Origin of the sequence: Nocardia sputorum (assembly GCF_027924405.1) — a bacterium.
GTDB lineage: Bacteria > Actinomycetota > Actinomycetes > Mycobacteriales > Mycobacteriaceae > Nocardia > Nocardia sputorum.
In genome coordinates this window covers 6316011-6330756 of the sequence record NZ_AP026978.1, presented here as the reverse complement: position 1 = coordinate 6330756, position 14746 = coordinate 6316011, and the positions used below count along the sequence as shown (strand labels likewise).

Annotated in this window: 18 protein-coding genes; 14 read left to right on the top strand and 4 right to left on the bottom strand. The window is 68.5% G+C overall.

Annotated elements, in window-relative coordinates:
- Positions 1-2 precede the first annotated feature (2 nt).
- Positions 3-389 carry a hypothetical protein gene (locus QMG86_RS28385; protein WP_281875780.1) on the bottom strand — a complete coding sequence of 129 codons (387 nt, stop codon included), beginning with the start codon at positions 387-389 and terminating at the stop codon, positions 3-5.
- 192 nt (positions 390-581) lie between these two features.
- Between QMG86_RS28385 and hemL the strand changes: the two genes are divergently transcribed.
- The 9 genes from hemL to QMG86_RS28340 all read left to right on the top strand — a co-directional run bounded on the left by hemL (position 582) and on the right by QMG86_RS28340 (position 9405).
- On the top strand, positions 582-1901 hold the full coding sequence (hemL, locus tag QMG86_RS28380) for a glutamate-1-semialdehyde 2,1-aminomutase (RefSeq protein WP_434086127.1): 1320 nt from the start codon (positions 582-584) through the stop codon (positions 1899-1901).
- Positions 1902-2242: 341 nt separating this feature from the next.
- On the top strand, positions 2243-2893 hold the full coding sequence (locus tag QMG86_RS28375; protein WP_159841798.1) for a histidine phosphatase family protein: 651 nt from the start codon (positions 2243-2245) through the stop codon (positions 2891-2893).
- Positions 2890-3531 (top strand): TlpA disulfide reductase family protein, encoded by a 642-nt coding sequence (locus QMG86_RS28370; protein WP_281875778.1) that lies wholly within the window; start codon positions 2890-2892, stop codon positions 3529-3531. Before QMG86_RS28375 ends, QMG86_RS28370 begins: the two co-directional genes overlap by 4 nt.
- The gene (locus QMG86_RS28365) at positions 3528-3773 is read left to right on the top strand and encodes a hypothetical protein (protein WP_281875777.1); all 246 of its coding nucleotides are present in this window, start codon (positions 3528-3530) and stop codon (positions 3771-3773) included. Before QMG86_RS28370 ends, QMG86_RS28365 begins: the two co-directional genes overlap by 4 nt.
- Before the next feature lie 40 nt (positions 3774-3813).
- Positions 3814-4647 (top strand): cytochrome c biogenesis CcdA family protein, encoded by an 834-nt coding sequence (locus tag QMG86_RS28360; protein WP_281875776.1) that lies wholly within the window; start codon positions 3814-3816, stop codon positions 4645-4647.
- Positions 4644-6290: a cytochrome c biogenesis protein ResB gene (gene resB / locus QMG86_RS28355; protein WP_281875775.1), complete on the top strand. Its 1647-nt coding sequence runs from the start codon at positions 4644-4646 to the stop codon at positions 6288-6290. The genes QMG86_RS28360 and resB overlap by 4 nt, the downstream gene beginning before the upstream one ends.
- Before the next feature lie 2 nt (positions 6291-6292).
- Entirely contained in the window at positions 6293-7258 is a 966-nt protein-coding gene (gene ccsB / locus QMG86_RS28350) for a c-type cytochrome biogenesis protein CcsB (RefSeq protein WP_281875774.1), read from the top strand.
- A gap of 39 nt (positions 7259-7297) precedes the next feature.
- Entirely contained in the window at positions 7298-7954 is a 657-nt protein-coding gene (locus QMG86_RS28345; protein WP_281875773.1) for a Uma2 family endonuclease, read from the top strand.
- 224 nt (positions 7955-8178) lie between these two features.
- Positions 8179-9405 carry a lipase family protein gene (locus QMG86_RS28340; RefSeq protein ID WP_281875772.1) on the top strand — a complete coding sequence of 409 codons (1227 nt, stop codon included), beginning with the start codon at positions 8179-8181 and terminating at the stop codon, positions 9403-9405.
- A 491-nt stretch (positions 9406-9896) separates the two neighbouring features.
- Here the strand turns inward: QMG86_RS28340 and lppU are convergent, their stop codons facing one another.
- Positions 9897-10547 (bottom strand): LppU family putative lipoprotein, encoded by a 651-nt coding sequence (gene lppU / locus QMG86_RS28335; protein ID WP_281875771.1) that lies wholly within the window; start codon positions 10545-10547, stop codon positions 9897-9899.
- A 310-nt stretch (positions 10548-10857) separates the two neighbouring features.
- Between lppU and QMG86_RS28330 the strand changes: the two genes are divergently transcribed.
- On the top strand, positions 10858-11466 hold the full coding sequence (locus QMG86_RS28330; protein ID WP_159841670.1) for a DUF8020 domain-containing protein: 609 nt from the start codon (positions 10858-10860) through the stop codon (positions 11464-11466).
- 185 nt (positions 11467-11651) lie between these two features.
- Here QMG86_RS28330 and QMG86_RS28325 read toward each other — a convergent pair whose 3' ends face one another.
- Both QMG86_RS28325 and QMG86_RS28320 read right to left on the bottom strand, forming a co-directional pair.
- Entirely contained in the window at positions 11652-11858 is a 207-nt protein-coding gene (locus tag QMG86_RS28325; protein ID WP_084488442.1) for a hypothetical protein, read from the bottom strand.
- Positions 11859-11975: 117 nt separating this feature from the next.
- The gene (locus QMG86_RS28320) at positions 11976-12188 is read right to left on the bottom strand and encodes a BldC family transcriptional regulator (protein WP_039802103.1); all 213 of its coding nucleotides are present in this window, start codon (positions 12186-12188) and stop codon (positions 11976-11978) included.
- Positions 12189-12373: 185 nt separating this feature from the next.
- On the opposite strand from QMG86_RS28320, the gene QMG86_RS28315 reads away from it, so the two are divergent.
- The 4 genes from QMG86_RS28315 to QMG86_RS28300 all read left to right on the top strand — a co-directional run bounded on the left by QMG86_RS28315 (position 12374) and on the right by QMG86_RS28300 (position 14735).
- The gene (locus QMG86_RS28315) at positions 12374-12736 is read left to right on the top strand and encodes a DUF4229 domain-containing protein (RefSeq protein ID WP_281875770.1); all 363 of its coding nucleotides are present in this window, start codon (positions 12374-12376) and stop codon (positions 12734-12736) included.
- Positions 12733-13818: an L-cysteine desulfhydrase Cds1 gene (gene cds1 / locus QMG86_RS28310; protein ID WP_281875769.1), complete on the top strand. Its 1086-nt coding sequence runs from the start codon at positions 12733-12735 to the stop codon at positions 13816-13818. Before QMG86_RS28315 ends, cds1 begins: the two co-directional genes overlap by 4 nt.
- 114 nt (positions 13819-13932) lie before the next feature.
- The gene (locus QMG86_RS28305) at positions 13933-14154 is read left to right on the top strand and encodes a helix-turn-helix domain-containing protein (protein WP_040870358.1); all 222 of its coding nucleotides are present in this window, start codon (positions 13933-13935) and stop codon (positions 14152-14154) included.
- Complete coding sequence (locus QMG86_RS28300) at positions 14154-14735, top strand: Clp protease N-terminal domain-containing protein (RefSeq protein ID WP_281875768.1); 582 nt, start codon at positions 14154-14156, stop codon at positions 14733-14735. The genes QMG86_RS28305 and QMG86_RS28300 overlap by 1 nt, the downstream gene beginning before the upstream one ends.
- The last annotated feature ends 11 nt before the right edge of the window (positions 14736-14746 follow it).

Genomic DNA, 14746 nt, shown 5'->3' with positions numbered 1-14746 from the left:
GGTCAGTTCCAGTGCTGGTAGACGTCCAGCACACGGCCGTTTCGGGTGCCGGGCGCGTTCAGGTAGACGGTGACCGTCCCATCCGGATGGCCTGCGGCCTCGAGCACCACCTGGCGCAGCGTCGCGTGTACCGCGCCGCGGTCATCGCGATAGATCTCGGAGTCGCTCTTCAGCCCGGCGCCGATCCGGTTGGGCGGGACGAACATGGTGACCACGGCGGGAATGGGTCCGCCGGCCAGCGCGGTGGTCATCGTGTGGTCCAGCGGGATGGCCAGCCGCGCCTCGTCGAGTTGATCGAGTGGCTGCGCGGCGGCGGACCCGGCGCCGAGGGCCGCTGCGGCTCCCGCGACGACGGCGAGCACACCCACGCTGACGATGGCAATCCGCATGCAGACCCTCCCGAATGATGGACGAATGTGAGCTGAGACTACGCACCGGCAACCGTCCAGCGATCGAAATCCGCGCGAACCCCACCTCGGCGTGTTGCCGGGCGGCTGCGGCCTGCATCACTGCACTACACCCTGTCGTCAAACGGATTTTTCGGTGCTGAGAGACTGGAACGCGTGAGTTCTTCTCCGCGCGTGACCAGTGCAACCGTGCCGGTTTCCGCTCAGCTCTTCGACCGGGCGAGTTCGGTGATTCCGGGTGGTGTCAACTCCCCGGTGCGGGCATTTCGATCCGTCGGCGGCACACCGCGATTCATCGCCTCGGCCGACGGCTGCACGCTCGTCGACGCCGACGGAAACGAGTACGTGGACCTGGTCTGCTCCTGGGGGCCGATGATCCTCGGCCACGCGCACCCCGCGGTCGTCGAGGCGGTGCGCCGCGCGGCGAGCGGCGGCCTGTCCTTCGGCGCGCCGACCGAAGCGGAGATCGAACTCGCGGAGGAGATCGTGCGCCGGGTCGCGCCGGTGGAGCGGGTACGGCTGGTGAACTCAGGCACCGAGGCCACCATGAGCGCGGTCCGGCTGGCCCGCGGCTTCACCGGGCGCACCAAGATCATCAAGTTCGCCGGTTGCTACCACGGCCATGTCGACGCGCTGCTCGCGGACGCGGGCTCCGGTGTCGCCACGCTCGGACTGCCCACCTCCCCGGGCGTCACGGGCGCGCAGGCGGCCGACACCATCGTGCTGCCCTACAACGACCTCGACGCCGTCGCCGCCGCGTTCGCCGCCGATCCCGGCGACATCGCCTGCGTGATCACCGAGGCGGCGGCGGGCAACATGGGCGCGGTCGCGCCGCTGCCCGGGTTCAACGCGGGCCTGCGCGCGCTGACCGCCGAGCACGGGGCGCTGCTGGTCATGGACGAGGTGATGACCGGTTTCCGGGTCAGCAGCGCGGGCTGGTTCGGCCGGGAAGGCGTCGCGGGCGACCTCTACACCTTCGGCAAGGTGATGAGCGGCGGGCTGCCCGCGGCCGCGTTCGGCGGACGCGCCGAGATCATGAACCACCTCGCGCCGCTCGGGCCGGTCTACCAGGCCGGGACGCTGTCCGGTAACCCGGTCGCGGTGGCCGCGGGCCTGGCCACGCTGCGCGCGGCCGACGAGGCGGTCTATGCCGCGCTGGATCGCAACGCCCAACGGCTCGGCGAACTGTTCTCCTCGGCGCTGACCGCCGCGGGGGTCGGGCACCATGTGCAGTTCGCGGGCAATATGGTGAGCGTGTTCTTCGCCGAACGCCCGGTCACCGACTACGCCGCCGCCAAGGCGAGCGAGACCTGGCGCTACCCAGCGTTCTTCCACGCCCTGCTCGACGGTGGCGTGTACGCGCCGCCGAGCGCGTTCGAAGCGTGGTTCGTCTCCGCGGCGCTCGACGAGGACGCGTTCGACCGTATCGCTGCCGCCCTGCCCGCCGCCGCGCACGCGGCGGCGGCCGCCACCCCCGAAGGATCCCGCGCGTGACCTCCGACCTCGATCAGCCCGATGCCGACCGGCGCGAGCCGGCCCAGCCGTCCGCCGAGCCGGACGTGATCGCGACGAACGGCGCGGCCGCTGTCGCGTCGGTCATCGCCCCGGTCGCCGAGGCGACCGTGATCGACGCGGGCGAGCAGTTCGCCGCCGCGAGCGCCGCCAGGTCCGCGAACACCGACGCCGTGGCGTCCAGCCTGGTCGACGCGGGCGCTCACTTCGCCGCGGCCGCCGGCGCGCAGGCCCGCAAGGCCGACGAGGCCACCCCCGGCGAGAACGAGGCCGCCGCGCCCGACCCGGCCGAGCGCGCCGACGGCCGAGCCGACGCCGAGCGGGTGCACGACGGCGGCACGGCTCCCGTCGAGACGATCGTGCACGTGCTGCGGCACGGCGAGGTGCACAACCCCAACGGCATCCTCTACGGCCGCCTGCCCGGCTTCAGCCTTTCGGTGGCCGGGCGCGCGCAGGCCGCCGCGGTCGCGCGCACCTTGGCCGATCACGACATCGCGCTGGTCATCGCGTCGCCGCTGCAGCGCGCCCAGGAGACCGCCGAGCCGATCGCCGCGCAGCACGACGTCATCGTGCGCACCGACGAGAACCTCATCGAGGCGGGCAACACCTTCGAGGGCCTGCGCGTCTCGGTCGGCGACGGTGCGCTGCGCAAGCCACGGCACTGGTGGAAACTGCGCGATCCCTTCACGCCGTCCTGGGGCGAGCCCTATCTGCAGATCGCGCACCGCATGCTGGCGGCGGTGAACAAAGCCAGGGTCGAAGCTGCCGGGCGGGAGGCGGTGCTGGTCTCCCACCAGCTACCGGTGTGGACGCTGCGGCGGTTCCTGCAGGGCCAGCGCCTCTGGCACGACCCGCGCCACCGGCAGTGCTCGCTCGCGTCGCTGACCTCGCTGGTCTACCACGGCGACACGCTGGTCGACATCGTCTACTCCGAGCCCGCCGGCGGTTCGGACCCCTCGGTACACGGCGCATGACGCACCGCACCGCGTTCTCCTTCCCGCCCTCGGCGCGCGCCGGGCGGGTGCTGCCGGTTCTGCTCGCGTGCGTGGCGCTGATCGCCGCGCTCGCGGGTTGTTCGACCGGTTCGGACGCGGTGGCCACGGGCGGCACCTTCGAATTCGTCTCGCCCGGCGGCAAGACCGACATTCGCTACGACCCGCCCGCCGCGCGCGGAACCATCGGCAAACTGGCCGGTCCGGATTTGATGACGGCGGGCAAGACCACCTCGGTCGAGGACTACGCGGGCAAGGTCGTGGTGCTCAACCTGTGGGGGCAGTGGTGCGGTCCGTGTCGCGCCGAGGCACCCGCCTTGGAGCAGGTCTACGAGGCGACGAAGGACAAAGGCGTCGCCTTCCTGGGGATCAACGTCCGCGATCCGCAACAGGACAAGGCCCAAGATTTCGTGGTCGACAACAAGGTCGGCTACCCGTCCATCTACGACCCGTCGATGCGCACGCTCTTGGCGCTCGGCGGGAATTTCCCAACCAGTGTCATCCCCACCACTCTCGTCCTCGACCGGCAACACCGGGTCGCCGCGGTCTTCCTGCGGTCCCTGCTCGCCGAGGATCTGCAGCCAGTGGTGGAAAGTATCGCCGCGGAGGAAGAACAGTGAATCGCGACCGCCGTACCCGCCACCTGCGTGCCTGTCGGCCACGGCAGGGCGCCCGACGCATCGGCGGTGGATGGGCCGTCGACGACCGGTGGGCGGGCATCGCCACCGTGCCGCGCAGTGTCGCGGCGGAGTCCTTGCTGGACTTCGCCGTGTTCGAGGAACCCCAGGCCACCGAGCGGACGGTGGCGCCGCGCCGTGGCGCCGGACGTGCGCCCGAGGACGCGCGGGAGGACTCGGTGTGACCCTCGCGCGCACCGCGCCGCGTACCGGGGAGGACCTGTGATGGTGCTCGCCGGAGTCGGTGATTCGTTCCAGCAGACGGCGGCTTCCGGGCCGCTGCTGCTGGCGCTCGGCGCGTGCCTGCTCGCGGGTCTGGTGTCGTTCGCCTCGCCGTGCGTGGTGCCGCTCGTGCCGGGATACCTGTCCTACCTGGCCGGACTGGTCGGCGCCGAGGCGCCGCCCGCCACCGTCGCGGAGGCCACCGGGACTCGGCGCGCGACCGTGGCCACAGCACCCCGACCGCGCTCCGGACGGATGCGGGTCGCGGGCGCGGCCGGCTTGTTCGTCGCCGGTTTCACGGTGGTCTTCGTGCTCGCGACCGCGACCGTGTTCGGCGTCATCCAGACCCTGAACGTCAATCGGGAACTGCTGCAACGCATCGGCGGCGTGGTGACGATCCTGATGGGCCTGGTCTTCATCGGCTTGGTGCCCGCGTTGCAGCGCGACACCCGGATGGAGCCGCGCAGGCTCACCAGCCTCATGGGCGCACCGCTGCTGGGCGGGGTGTTCGCGCTGGGCTGGACACCGTGCCTGGGGCCGACGCTGTCCGGTGTCATGGCGGTGGCCGCCGGCACCGACGGGACGACGGCGGTGCGCGGGGTCGCGCTGATCGTCGCCTACTGTCTGGGGCTCGGTCTGCCGTTCGTCGTGCTCGCGTTCGGGTCGGCGAGCGCGTTGCGCGGTGTGGGCTGGCTGCGCCGCAATTCCCGCACCATCCAGATCATCGGGGGCATGTTGCTCGTCGCGGTCGGCGCCGCGCTGGTCACCGGGGCGTGGGACCAGTTCGTCGCCTGGGTGCGCGACGCGTTCGTCTCCGAGGTGACCTTGCCGATATGACCGTGACCGATCAGCCTGCGATCGAAAGCCCCGAACAGCCGCCGCGTCAATCCGCCGCCGGACGGGCGTGGGCGTTCCTGCGCAACACCTGGCGCGGGCTCACCAGCATGCGCACCGCCTTGGTGCTGCTGTTCCTGCTCGCGCTGGCCGCGATTCCGGGGGCGCTGCTGCCGCAGCGCAACCTCAACGAGCAGAAGGTCGAGCAGTACATCGCCGACCGGCCCACGCTCGGCCCGTGGATGGACCGTTTCGAGCTGTTCGACGTGTTCTCCAGCTTTTGGTTCACGGCCGTCTATGTGCTGCTGTTCATCTCGCTGGTCGGTTGCATCCTGCCGCGCACGTTCGATCACTATCGCGCGCTGCGCACCCCGCCGGTGCGCGCGCCGCGCAACCTGACCAGGCTGCCGCATCACTACTCGGGACGGGTCGAGCGCTCGCCGCAGGAGCTGATCGATCACGCCCGAGCCCAGCTGCGCGGATGGCGCAGCGAGGTCCGTCCCGGCCCCCGCGAGGGGGAACTGGCGCTGTCGGCGGAGAAGGGCTACACCCGCGAGCTCGGCAACCTGGTGTTCCATCTCGCGCTGGTCGGACTGCTGATCGCCATCGCCGCAGGCAAGCTGTTCGGCTACGAGGGCAGCGTCATCGTGCTGGCGAACAACGGCCCCGGCTTCTGCACCACCTCGCCCGCGGTGTTCGACTCGTTCAAGGCGGGCAATGTCAACGACGGCACCGGCATGACCCCGCTCTGCGTGCGGGTGAAGGATTTCCGGGCCGACTACCTGACCAACGGGCAGGCCGAGATGTTCACCGCGGATCTCGCCTACCAGGCGGGCGACGACCTGCGGACGAACACCTGGCGCGACACCCAGGTACAGGTGAACCACCCGCTGCGCGTCGCGGGTGACCGGCTCTACCTGCAAGGACACGGCTACGCTCCGACCTTCACCGTCACCTTCCCGAACGGCCGGACCCGCACCGAGTCCATCCAGTGGCGTCCGGACGACGCGTCGACGTTCCTGTCCAGCGGCGTGCTGCGGATCGACCCGCCCGGCGGCATGTACGCGACCGACGAGGAGCGCCGCAAGAACCAGATCGCGATCGAAGGGTTGTTCGCGCCCACGGCGCTGTTCCACGGATCGTTGCTGAGTTCGGCGTTTCCCGCGATGAACGATCCCGCCGTCGCGGTCGACGTCTACCGCGGCGACACCGGCCTGGACACCGGCAAACCGCAGTCGTTGTTCGCCCTTGATCCCGAGCAGGTCAAGCAGGGCCGGCTGACCAAGGAGGCCAGGGTCAATCTTCGGCCCGGTGAATCGACCACGCTGCCGAACGGCACCAAGGTCACCTTCGACGGCGCGCAGGAGTTCGTGAACCTCCAGGTATCGCACGACCCCGCACAGCAGTGGGTGCTGGTCAGCGCGCTGCTGATGATGGCGGGACTGCTGGTGTCGCTGCTGATCAAGCGTCGCCGGATCTGGGTGCGGGTCTACCCGGCCGAGGACACAGCCGGTACCGTTGACCAACGACGCACTGTAGTAGAGATGGGCGGGCTCGCCCGGACCGACCAGGCGGGCTGGGGCGGCGAGTTCGATCGGCTGCGCGCCCGCCTGCTCGACGAGCACGCCGCGACCACGGGAGAGTGACCATGCCGATCGACGAGACCATCGCCAGGTACAGCGACTTCGCCTTCAAGACGGCGATCGTCGTGTACGCGCTGGTGCTGGTGCTGCTGATCTGGCAGTACGCGACGGCCCGCAGCCGCCAGGTCAGCGAGCGGGAACTGGTGACCGTGGGCGGCGGATCGACACCGCAGGGGCCCAGCCGGGTCATCGAGCCCACGCGGCGGCCGCTGTCGGAGCGGCTGGGCAACATGGCGTTCTCGGTGCTGATGGTCGCCATCGCGCTGCACGTCGGCGCGATCGTCCTGCGCGGCTTCGCGACCCACCGCTTCCCGCTGGGCAACATGTACGAGTTCGTCACCATGGCAACGGCCGCCGCCGTGCTGGTCGGGATCCTGCTGCTGCGGGAGCAGCGCTACCGCGCCATGTGGGCGTTCCTGCTGGTGCCGGTGCTGATCCTGCTGTTCCTCGCGGGCACGGTGCTCTACGCCGACGCCGCGCCCGTGGTGCCCGCGTTGAAGTCGTTCTGGCTGCCGGTGCACGTCACCATCGTCAGCGTGGGCAGCGGCGTGTTCCTGTTCGCGGGTGTGGCCAGCATGCTGTTCCTCTTCCGCCTGCGTCAGCCGGACGGCCAGGAGTCGAACAACGTCCTCGGCGCCGTCGCCCGTCGCCTGCCCGACGCCCGCACCCTGGACCGCCTGGCCTACAAGGCCACCATCATCGGCTTCCCGCTGTTCGGCGCGGGCGTCATCCTCGGCGCCATCTGGGCCGAAGCCGCCTGGGGCCGCTTCTGGGGCTGGGACCCGAAGGAAACCTGCTCCTTCATCGCCTGGGTCCTCTACGCCGCCTACCTGCACGCCCGCGCCACCTCCGGCTGGCGCGACACCAAGGCCGCCTGGATCAACATCGCCGCCTTCGTCGCGATGCTGTTCAACCTGTTCATCATCAACATGGTGATCAGTGGGTTGCACTCGTATGCGGGGTTGAATTAAGGCGTTCTGACCACCCGCATCGGCCGTTACGATTGCGGCATGTCGGTGGTGCCACATATCGAGCAGCCGGACCTTCCCGAATCGATGACGTGGGAGGAGTTGGAGCGGCTTCCTGAGGAGATCGCGCAGCAGATCGAGTTGTGGGATGGTCATGTGGTCTGGATGCGCCGCGGTCCGGCCGAGCATCAGACCTTCTCCAACCGGCTCTGGGCCACGCTCGAGCGCTGTGCGCGCAAGGACATGTCGGAGAATCCCGAAGAATGTTGGCGCGTCACCACCGAGACGAACGTATTTCTGGGTCACACCGGCAAGTCCAACTTCCTGACGCCGGACTTCCTGGTCCACCGCTGCCTCGGTTCCGCCTATCAGGATGTGCGCGGCAGTGACGTCGTCCTGGTCGGCGAGGTCTTGTCGCCCGGCAACACGCAGATGGACATCGAAGCCAAAAAAGGACGCTATGCCAGCGCGGGCATCCCGTGGTACTGGGAAGTGACGCTGGCCCGTGAGGTCAGCGCGATCGCCACCGTCCGCGCCTATGGTCTCGATATCGGCCATGCGCAGCTGCCGGAGGGGGTCCACCCACTGCGCGCGGCCAACTACATCCTCGCCGCCGAGTGGACCGACGCCAACCCGGACGGGATCGAGTTCGACTTCCCCTTCCCGATCAGCATTCCGTGGACCGAACTCGAATACTGACGGATGTGTTCGCTGTCATCCTCCGTACGCGGTCGCGGTTGCCTGGATCGGATGACGACTGAGATTTCCTTGCGTTCGGCTCCCTGTCCCGGCGTGTCGCTGAAGGTTTGCTCACTGAATCGGATTTGAATGCAGGCTGGCTGGTCGACGAATGCCGCCAACTATCCGTGGAGGTCGAGGTCGTGGTCAGGCAGCTTCTTCTGTCCCCTGGCGGCAGGCGCGGTGTGGCTAGGACCCTCGGCGCCATCGGCTGTCTGGCCCTCGGGCTGCTTCTCGCGACGACGGCAACCGCGGAACCGCTGTATCCGCGCCCCGATCCGGACCCTTTCTACGCTGCCCCAGCGGATCTGGCGGCACACCACCCCGGGGATGTGCTCGACGTGCGGGCGCTGCCGCCGTTGGCGATGTTCCCCGGCTCCACCGTCACGCTGGTCAAATTCCGGTCCACCAACTCGCATGGAGCGCCGATCGCGGCGACGACGACGGTGCTCGTACCCTTCGGCCGTCGGCCCGATGGGCCACTGCTGTCGTATCAGCACTTCATCAACGCGCTCGGCACCGGCTGCGCGGTGTCGCACAAGCTGTACGGCGACGATCTGAACCTGAGGGTGACCACACCGATCTTGAACGTGGCGCTGGCCAAAGGCTGGGCTGTCGCGCTGCCGGATCATCTCGGACCGCGGTTCGCGTTGGGGGCCGCGCGTTTGGGCGGCCAGATCGTCTTGGACGGCATCAGGGCGGTGCGGCGCCTGCCCGCGCTCGCCGTGCCGCACAGCCCAGCGGTCATGGCAGGGTACTCCGGCGGTGGCCTGGCCACCGCGTGGGCGGCCGCATTGCAGCCGACGTATGCACCGGAACTCGAGCTCGCGGGCGCCGCCATCGGCGGTGTCGCGATGAACCTGGTGACGATGGCAGAGGCGCTGGGTCTGAATCCGCACCCCTCGTTCGGGTTGGCCATGGCGGCGGCGATCGGACTGGAGCGGGAGTATCCGGACCGGCTGCCGATCAGCTCGTATCTCACTCCGCGCGGTCGCGAGGTAGCTGAGGCCATGGCCGACAGCTGTAGCAACGAGATCCTCACCGCGGGCATCGGCGGCAGCGCTCGGGAATACATCGCCGATACCTCGATCTTCGACAGCCGTGAAGCGCGATCGGTGGTGGAGGAGAACAGTCTGGAACTCTACGGCGGGGTACCGGAAACACCACTTCTCGAATGGCATTCGACGGACGACCGGCAGATTCCGATCGAAGCCGTCGAAAACACCGTCCGCCGCTGGTGCGCGGCGGGGGTGCGCGTGCAGACACTACGGGTGCCCGCGATCGACCAGCTGCCGGAAGCCGAGCCGCTGTCCGGAGCCGAGCATCTGTCCACAGCGGTACTAGGCGCACCAGCCGCGATGTTGTGGCTCGACGCGCGGGTTCGCGGCGAGCCCGCGCCCAGCAACTGCTGACGAGGCGGGGTGGGTGGACATCAGTGCTGGTGATCCCGGAGCAAGTCGGCGACCCTCCGCCGCGATCGTGGGCTCACTCCTGACGAACCGCACATGAGTGAACACCACCGAGTGCACTGTCCGTGGTTGCCAGGTGATTCCCGGCGCCGCAGCATCGAGCTGTGGGGCGGTGTTCATGGGTCGATACAGCCCGCTACCGGCGCTCACCTGTGCACGCCGCGAGTATTTGGCGGAATAGTAGGGTTTTTATTGGCCCGTATACAAAGAAAGATTGAATGCGAACGTTTCAGATTGTGCGGCCCGAATTATGTGAGACCGCCTTCGGTACGCGACGCGAGTTCGCAACGGGCCGAAATATCTACCGGCCGAATCAATAACGCCTCGAGTCCCGCTGCCTTAAGGGACACGCGACTTCGCATGTCTGTTAAGGAGGGCGACCAAGCGGCTATTTGCGGGACAGCCGACGAGCACGACGGCCATGCGGGGCGTTCCTACAGTCGCGCCACGCAGACGACGAAATGCCGCTGCTGGTAGACGATTCCGCTGTCGGCCGAGCCGCAGGCGTTCACGTCGACGGTGTTCTGCTTGATGTCGATCACGCGGACCGCGCCCGGGGTGTGGGCGGCGCAGTCGAGACGCTTGGGGCTGCCGGGGGTGAGTTCCATGCAGCCGCCGACCACCCAGTCGATGTCCAGGCACAGCGCGGCCTGTGTCGCTCCGTGCAGGGTTTCGTTGTAGGTGTGGTCGGCGTCGGTGGGGCACGTGGCGTTGGCCGGGGCCTTCTCGACGACCTTGTAGACCGAGTTCGGGCTGCCACAAGCGGTTTTGTCGATCGCGCCCGCGCCGCCGAGCTGCACGCAGTCACCGATGTTCACCTGCAAGCTGGTGGCGCTCTTGTTCGACGCGCCGCGTAGCGCCGACGTGGTCGGCAGTGCCTCCGTGGTGGTCGGCAGCGGCTCCTCGGTGGTCGTCGGCGGCGCGGATGTCGTTGCCGCGTTGTCGGCCTGCGCGGCAGCCTTGGCCGGCTCGTCGGCGGGGCCGGACATCGATAGCGCGGCGACGACCACGAGAGTGGCCGCCAGTCCGGTCCCGACCATGAAGGCGGCCAGGGTGATACCGGCGCGGACACGTTGGCGCGACACGTACGTCCTCCAGAGCTCTGAACCCTTCGAACCCACCTAGCGACCCGAAGTTGTGAATCTTGCGGATTGAAGACCACGCCATGCTTACACTACGCGGCACGTCCGCGTCGAGTTTTGCTTCCCACGGGAGCGATCCGTCCTGGGAATTCACCTGCGTCCCGGCATCCGGGGCAGCAGTGATCACGATCGGATAACGAACTTCGTGATCATGTGTGCCGACCGCCAGATCTGGAAACAAGTCACGGGCGCTGTACAGTCACACGCCATCCGGCCTCCGGAGCCGGGTGTCTCGGTGAGAAGGAATTCCAGAATGAAGTTCGGCACTATTGCCGCCATTACGCTCGGTGCGGTTGCCGCAGTGGGCATCACAGCGGGGGCCGCGAACGCGAAACCCATCGAACCGGAGCGGGAGACCACGACAGCGGGCGTCGAGCAGGGCGTCGACTATCGCACCACGGTTTCGCGCGAGACCGGGGCCATCACGACCGCCGTCGAGCACGGCACCTTCGCGGTGGCCGACGACGGCACCAAGATCAAACTGACCTCCGATACCGGAGCCGTGGTCGCCGAAGTGCCGCTGACCTTCCAGGTTTCCGGCAGCAAACTCTCGGTCGCGCACGAAATCAGCGACGGCGGACGGCGTCTCGCGCTCACGCCGACAGCCGGCGCCAAGGAGATCGGCGAGATGCAGCCGATCAGCTCGATGAACCGCCTCATCGCCGAACTGAACCAGAACGTCGTCGGCGTGGTCGCGGGCGCGCTGCTCGGCGGGCTGCTCGGGGCTCTGATCGGTCTGGGCTTCTTCAGCATCATCACCGGCCCGATCGGTCTGGTCGTCGGCGCGATCGCGGGCGGAGCCATCCAGGGCGGGCAGCCGTTCATGGACGCGCTGATGGCGGTCGTCAACGGCGAACCCTGATCGGTACCGCACGGAACGGAGGCGGCAGGCGCACCGCAGCGCGCCTGCCGTACCCGGACCGGCTTGCCGATCGCCGTGGCCGCCTGACAGGAGTTCGGTCAGGACGCCACGGCTGTGGAGCGAAGAAACGCGCGAACGCCCGATGCCGCTGGACGCGTGCTATCGCGCGGGTGACGCGAAAACGATCAGCGCTCGGTGGAACCGGACTCGCCGTCACGGTGCTGGCGAGATAGTCGCCAGAGGAACTCCGGGTCGTCGTCGGGTCCGATGACGCGCTTGCGCTGTGGTGAACGCGTCTGCGGGGCAGTGGGTCCAGTCCGCTCGGGGCCGAACGCCTTCCAGCACAGCACCGCTATCGCCACCACCGCGATGAGTGCCAACAAGTACGTCACGTCGCTCACCTCCTGGTTACGAGGGTAGCCGCGGACGTGACTCCCGCGCACCGCAGACGCGAAAATGGTCTGCGGGCGAGCGCGGACCCGAGCACGACAGGTCCGCGCGCCCTGCGATCAGCGTGCTGCGGTCGCCTCGGTGGTCAGCGACTTGAGCAGCTGGAGTACTTCCGATTCGCGGAACCGGCGATGTCCGCCCGGTGTGCGCAGCGACCCGAGGCGCCCGGCGTGGGCCCAGCGCGTCACGGTCTTGGGGTCGACGTGGAACAGGGCAGCAACCTGGCCCGGAGTCAGCAGGGTGTCCTGGCCGCCGACGGTGATCGCAGTCATAGCAAACCTCTCCGTTCTCGACAGTTCCCTCATCAGATGGCGCCATCGTCGCACTGAAACCCCTAGGTACTCGAACCACCTACAGTTGGTAAAGGGGAGGTAATAGACAAAACGGATGTGCGCCCCACCCCCGGCTGTTGGGCGTGCACCGGGGGCGGGCAACAGCTTCGCATAGGCTGAGGGATGTGCGTGACGCAACTCCACCAAAAGGTGCTTCCGGACAGCAAACGGCTGGCGCAGGTCGTCGGTTGGCCCGCAATCTGGCGCTTTACACCGTCGCCAGGTTGGGTCTCGTGGTAGTGCTCACCGCGCTGATCGTGCTGGCCGCGCGGCTGGTGTCGGTGGACATCCCCTTGGTGGTCGCGGCCCTGTTCGCATTGATCATCGCCATGCCGCTGTCGCTGACCCTGTTCAAGCGGCTGCGGGCCAAGGTGAACGAGGACATCGCCCTGGTCGACGAGCGCAGGCGACGCGACAAGGCCGAGCTTCGGGCCAGGTTGCGCGGCGACGAGCCGCCCACTCCGCCGGAGGCGGGGACCTCTTCGTGAAGTCCTGTGATCACACCGCACCGCGCGATTGGGTCGACAACGCGGTGCGGCTGATCGACGCCGACGCCCAGCGCAGCGCGGACACCCACTTGCTGCGCTATCCGCTGCCTGCCGAGTGGAACGTCCAGCTCTATCTCAAGGACGAGTCCACCCACATCACCGGCAGCCTCAAGCACCGCCTGGCCCGCTCGCTGTTCCTGTACGCGATCTGCAACGGCTGGGTCACCGAGGGGACGACCGTGGTGGAGGCGTCCTCCGGTTCGACCGCGGTCAGCGAGGCCTACTTCGCGAAACTGCTCGGCCTGGATTTCGTCGCGGTGATGCCGGCGAGCACTTCCCCGCAGAAGATCGCGCTGATCGAGGCGCAGGGCGGACGCTGCCATTTCGTGCGGCGCCCGCCGGACATGTACACCGAGGCCGCGCGGCTGGCCGCCGAGTGCGGTGGTCACTACATGGACCAGTTCACCCACGCCGAGCGCGCCACCGACTGGCGGGGCAACAACAACATCGCCGAGTCGATCTTCCAGCAGATGGCGTTGGAGACCAACCCGGTGCCGGAATGGATCGTGGTCGGCGCGGGCACGGGCGGCACCAGCGCGACAATCGGCCGCTACGTCCGTTACCGCAGGCACGCGACGAAGCTGGCCGTGGTCGATCCGGAGAACTCCGCTTTCTACGGCGGTTACGAGACCGGGGACGCGGCGTATCAGACCGGAATGCCCTCCCGGATCGAGGGCATCGGCCGCCCGCGCGTGGAGCCCTCGTTCGTCGGCCAGGTGGTGGACCGCATGTTCGAGGTGCCCGACGCGGCGTCCATCGCGGCGGCCAGGTTCGCGAGCGCGCGGCTCGGCCGCCGAGTCGGTGGATCGACCGGGACCAACCTGTGGGGCGTCTTCGCCCTGATCGCCGAGATGCTCGCCGAAGGCCGGGGCGGCAGTGTCGTCACCCTGCTGTGCGATGGCGGAGATCGTTACGCGGGAACGTATTTCGACGATGCGTGGGTTGCGCGCCAGGGATTGGATCTCGCCGCGCCCATCGCGGTCTTGGAGAAGTTCATGGCGACCGGGGTCTGGGACGCCTGATCGGTTCGCGCCTCGCATAGGTGCTGTTCGCCGAAAGCGGAACGGGGCGCTGCCGTGCCTTGTGTCGTCAATTTTTGTTGACACCGCGCGCCGGTGTCAATCAAAATTGACGGCATGACGGAAGCAACCACTCTGGCGGCCGCCGCGGGCAGCCCCGATCCCAAGGTCGGGCTGCGCGCGGTGCTCGCCCTACGCAGGCTGCTCGAACGTCTCGAAGCGATCCAGGTGGCCAACGCCCGTGCCCAGGGCTGGTCCTGGCAGGCGATCGCGGAAGCGCTCGAGGTCAGCAAGCAGGCGGTCCACCAGAAATACAACCGGAAAGGCAGGAGCCGCTGATGTTCGAACGGTTCAGCAGGTCGGCGCGCACGGCGATCGTCACCGCCCAGGAGGACGCGCGCGAACTCCACGCGTCGAATATCGAGGTCGAACACGTGCTGCTCGGACTGCTCGCGCAGGCCGAGCCGGCGATGACGGAATTGCTCGCGGAGGCGGGACTCACTCGCGACGGCGTGCGCCGCGCGCTGGCCGAACAGGGCAACGGTGTGCCGCTCGGTCCCGAGGACGCCGAGGCGTTGCGTTCCATCGGCATCGATCTGGACGCCGTCCGGGAATCGCTGGAAGCGAATTTCGGTGAGGACGCGCTCGACCGCGCCGCACCGGACCCGCGACGTGGGCCGTTCCCCTGGAGCCGCGGCGGCTACTACGGGCACATTCCGTTCACGAAGGAAGCGAAGAAAGTGCTCGAACTCTCCCTGCGTGAGGCGCTCGGCCGCAAGGACAAGACGATCGAATCCGGGCACGTGCTGCTCGGCATCCTGCGCGCTCCCAACCAGACGACGGTGCGCCTGTTCGGCGGCCCCACCGTGATCCAGGAGTTGCGGCCCAAAGTGCACGCGCTGCTCGACCGTGCGGCCTGAGCCGGCGGGGA

Coding starts and splice junctions, on each gene's coding strand:
- ccsB (WP_281875774.1), top strand. CDS start 6,293: ATGCCGATCGACGAGACCATCGCCAGGTACAGCGACTTCGCCTTCAAG.
- QMG86_RS28330 (WP_159841670.1), top strand. CDS start 10,858: ATGAAGTTCGGCACTATTGCCGCCATTACGCTCGGTGCGGTTGCCGCA.
- QMG86_RS28305 (WP_040870358.1), top strand. CDS start 13,933: ATGACGGAAGCAACCACTCTGGCGGCCGCCGCGGGCAGCCCCGATCCC.
- QMG86_RS28385 (WP_281875780.1), bottom strand. CDS start 389: ATGCGGATTGCCATCGTCAGCGTGGGTGTGCTCGCCGTCGTCGCGGGA.
- resB (WP_281875775.1), top strand. CDS start 4,644: ATGACCGTGACCGATCAGCCTGCGATCGAAAGCCCCGAACAGCCGCCG.
- QMG86_RS28370 (WP_281875778.1), top strand. CDS start 2,890: ATGACGCACCGCACCGCGTTCTCCTTCCCGCCCTCGGCGCGCGCCGGG.
- QMG86_RS28320 (WP_039802103.1), bottom strand. CDS start 12,188: ATGACTGCGATCACCGTCGGCGGCCAGGACACCCTGCTGACTCCGGGC.
- QMG86_RS28345 (WP_281875773.1), top strand. CDS start 7,298: ATGTCGGTGGTGCCACATATCGAGCAGCCGGACCTTCCCGAATCGATG.
- QMG86_RS28300 (WP_281875768.1), top strand. CDS start 14,154: ATGTTCGAACGGTTCAGCAGGTCGGCGCGCACGGCGATCGTCACCGCC.
- QMG86_RS28360 (WP_281875776.1), top strand. CDS start 3,814: ATGGTGCTCGCCGGAGTCGGTGATTCGTTCCAGCAGACGGCGGCTTCC.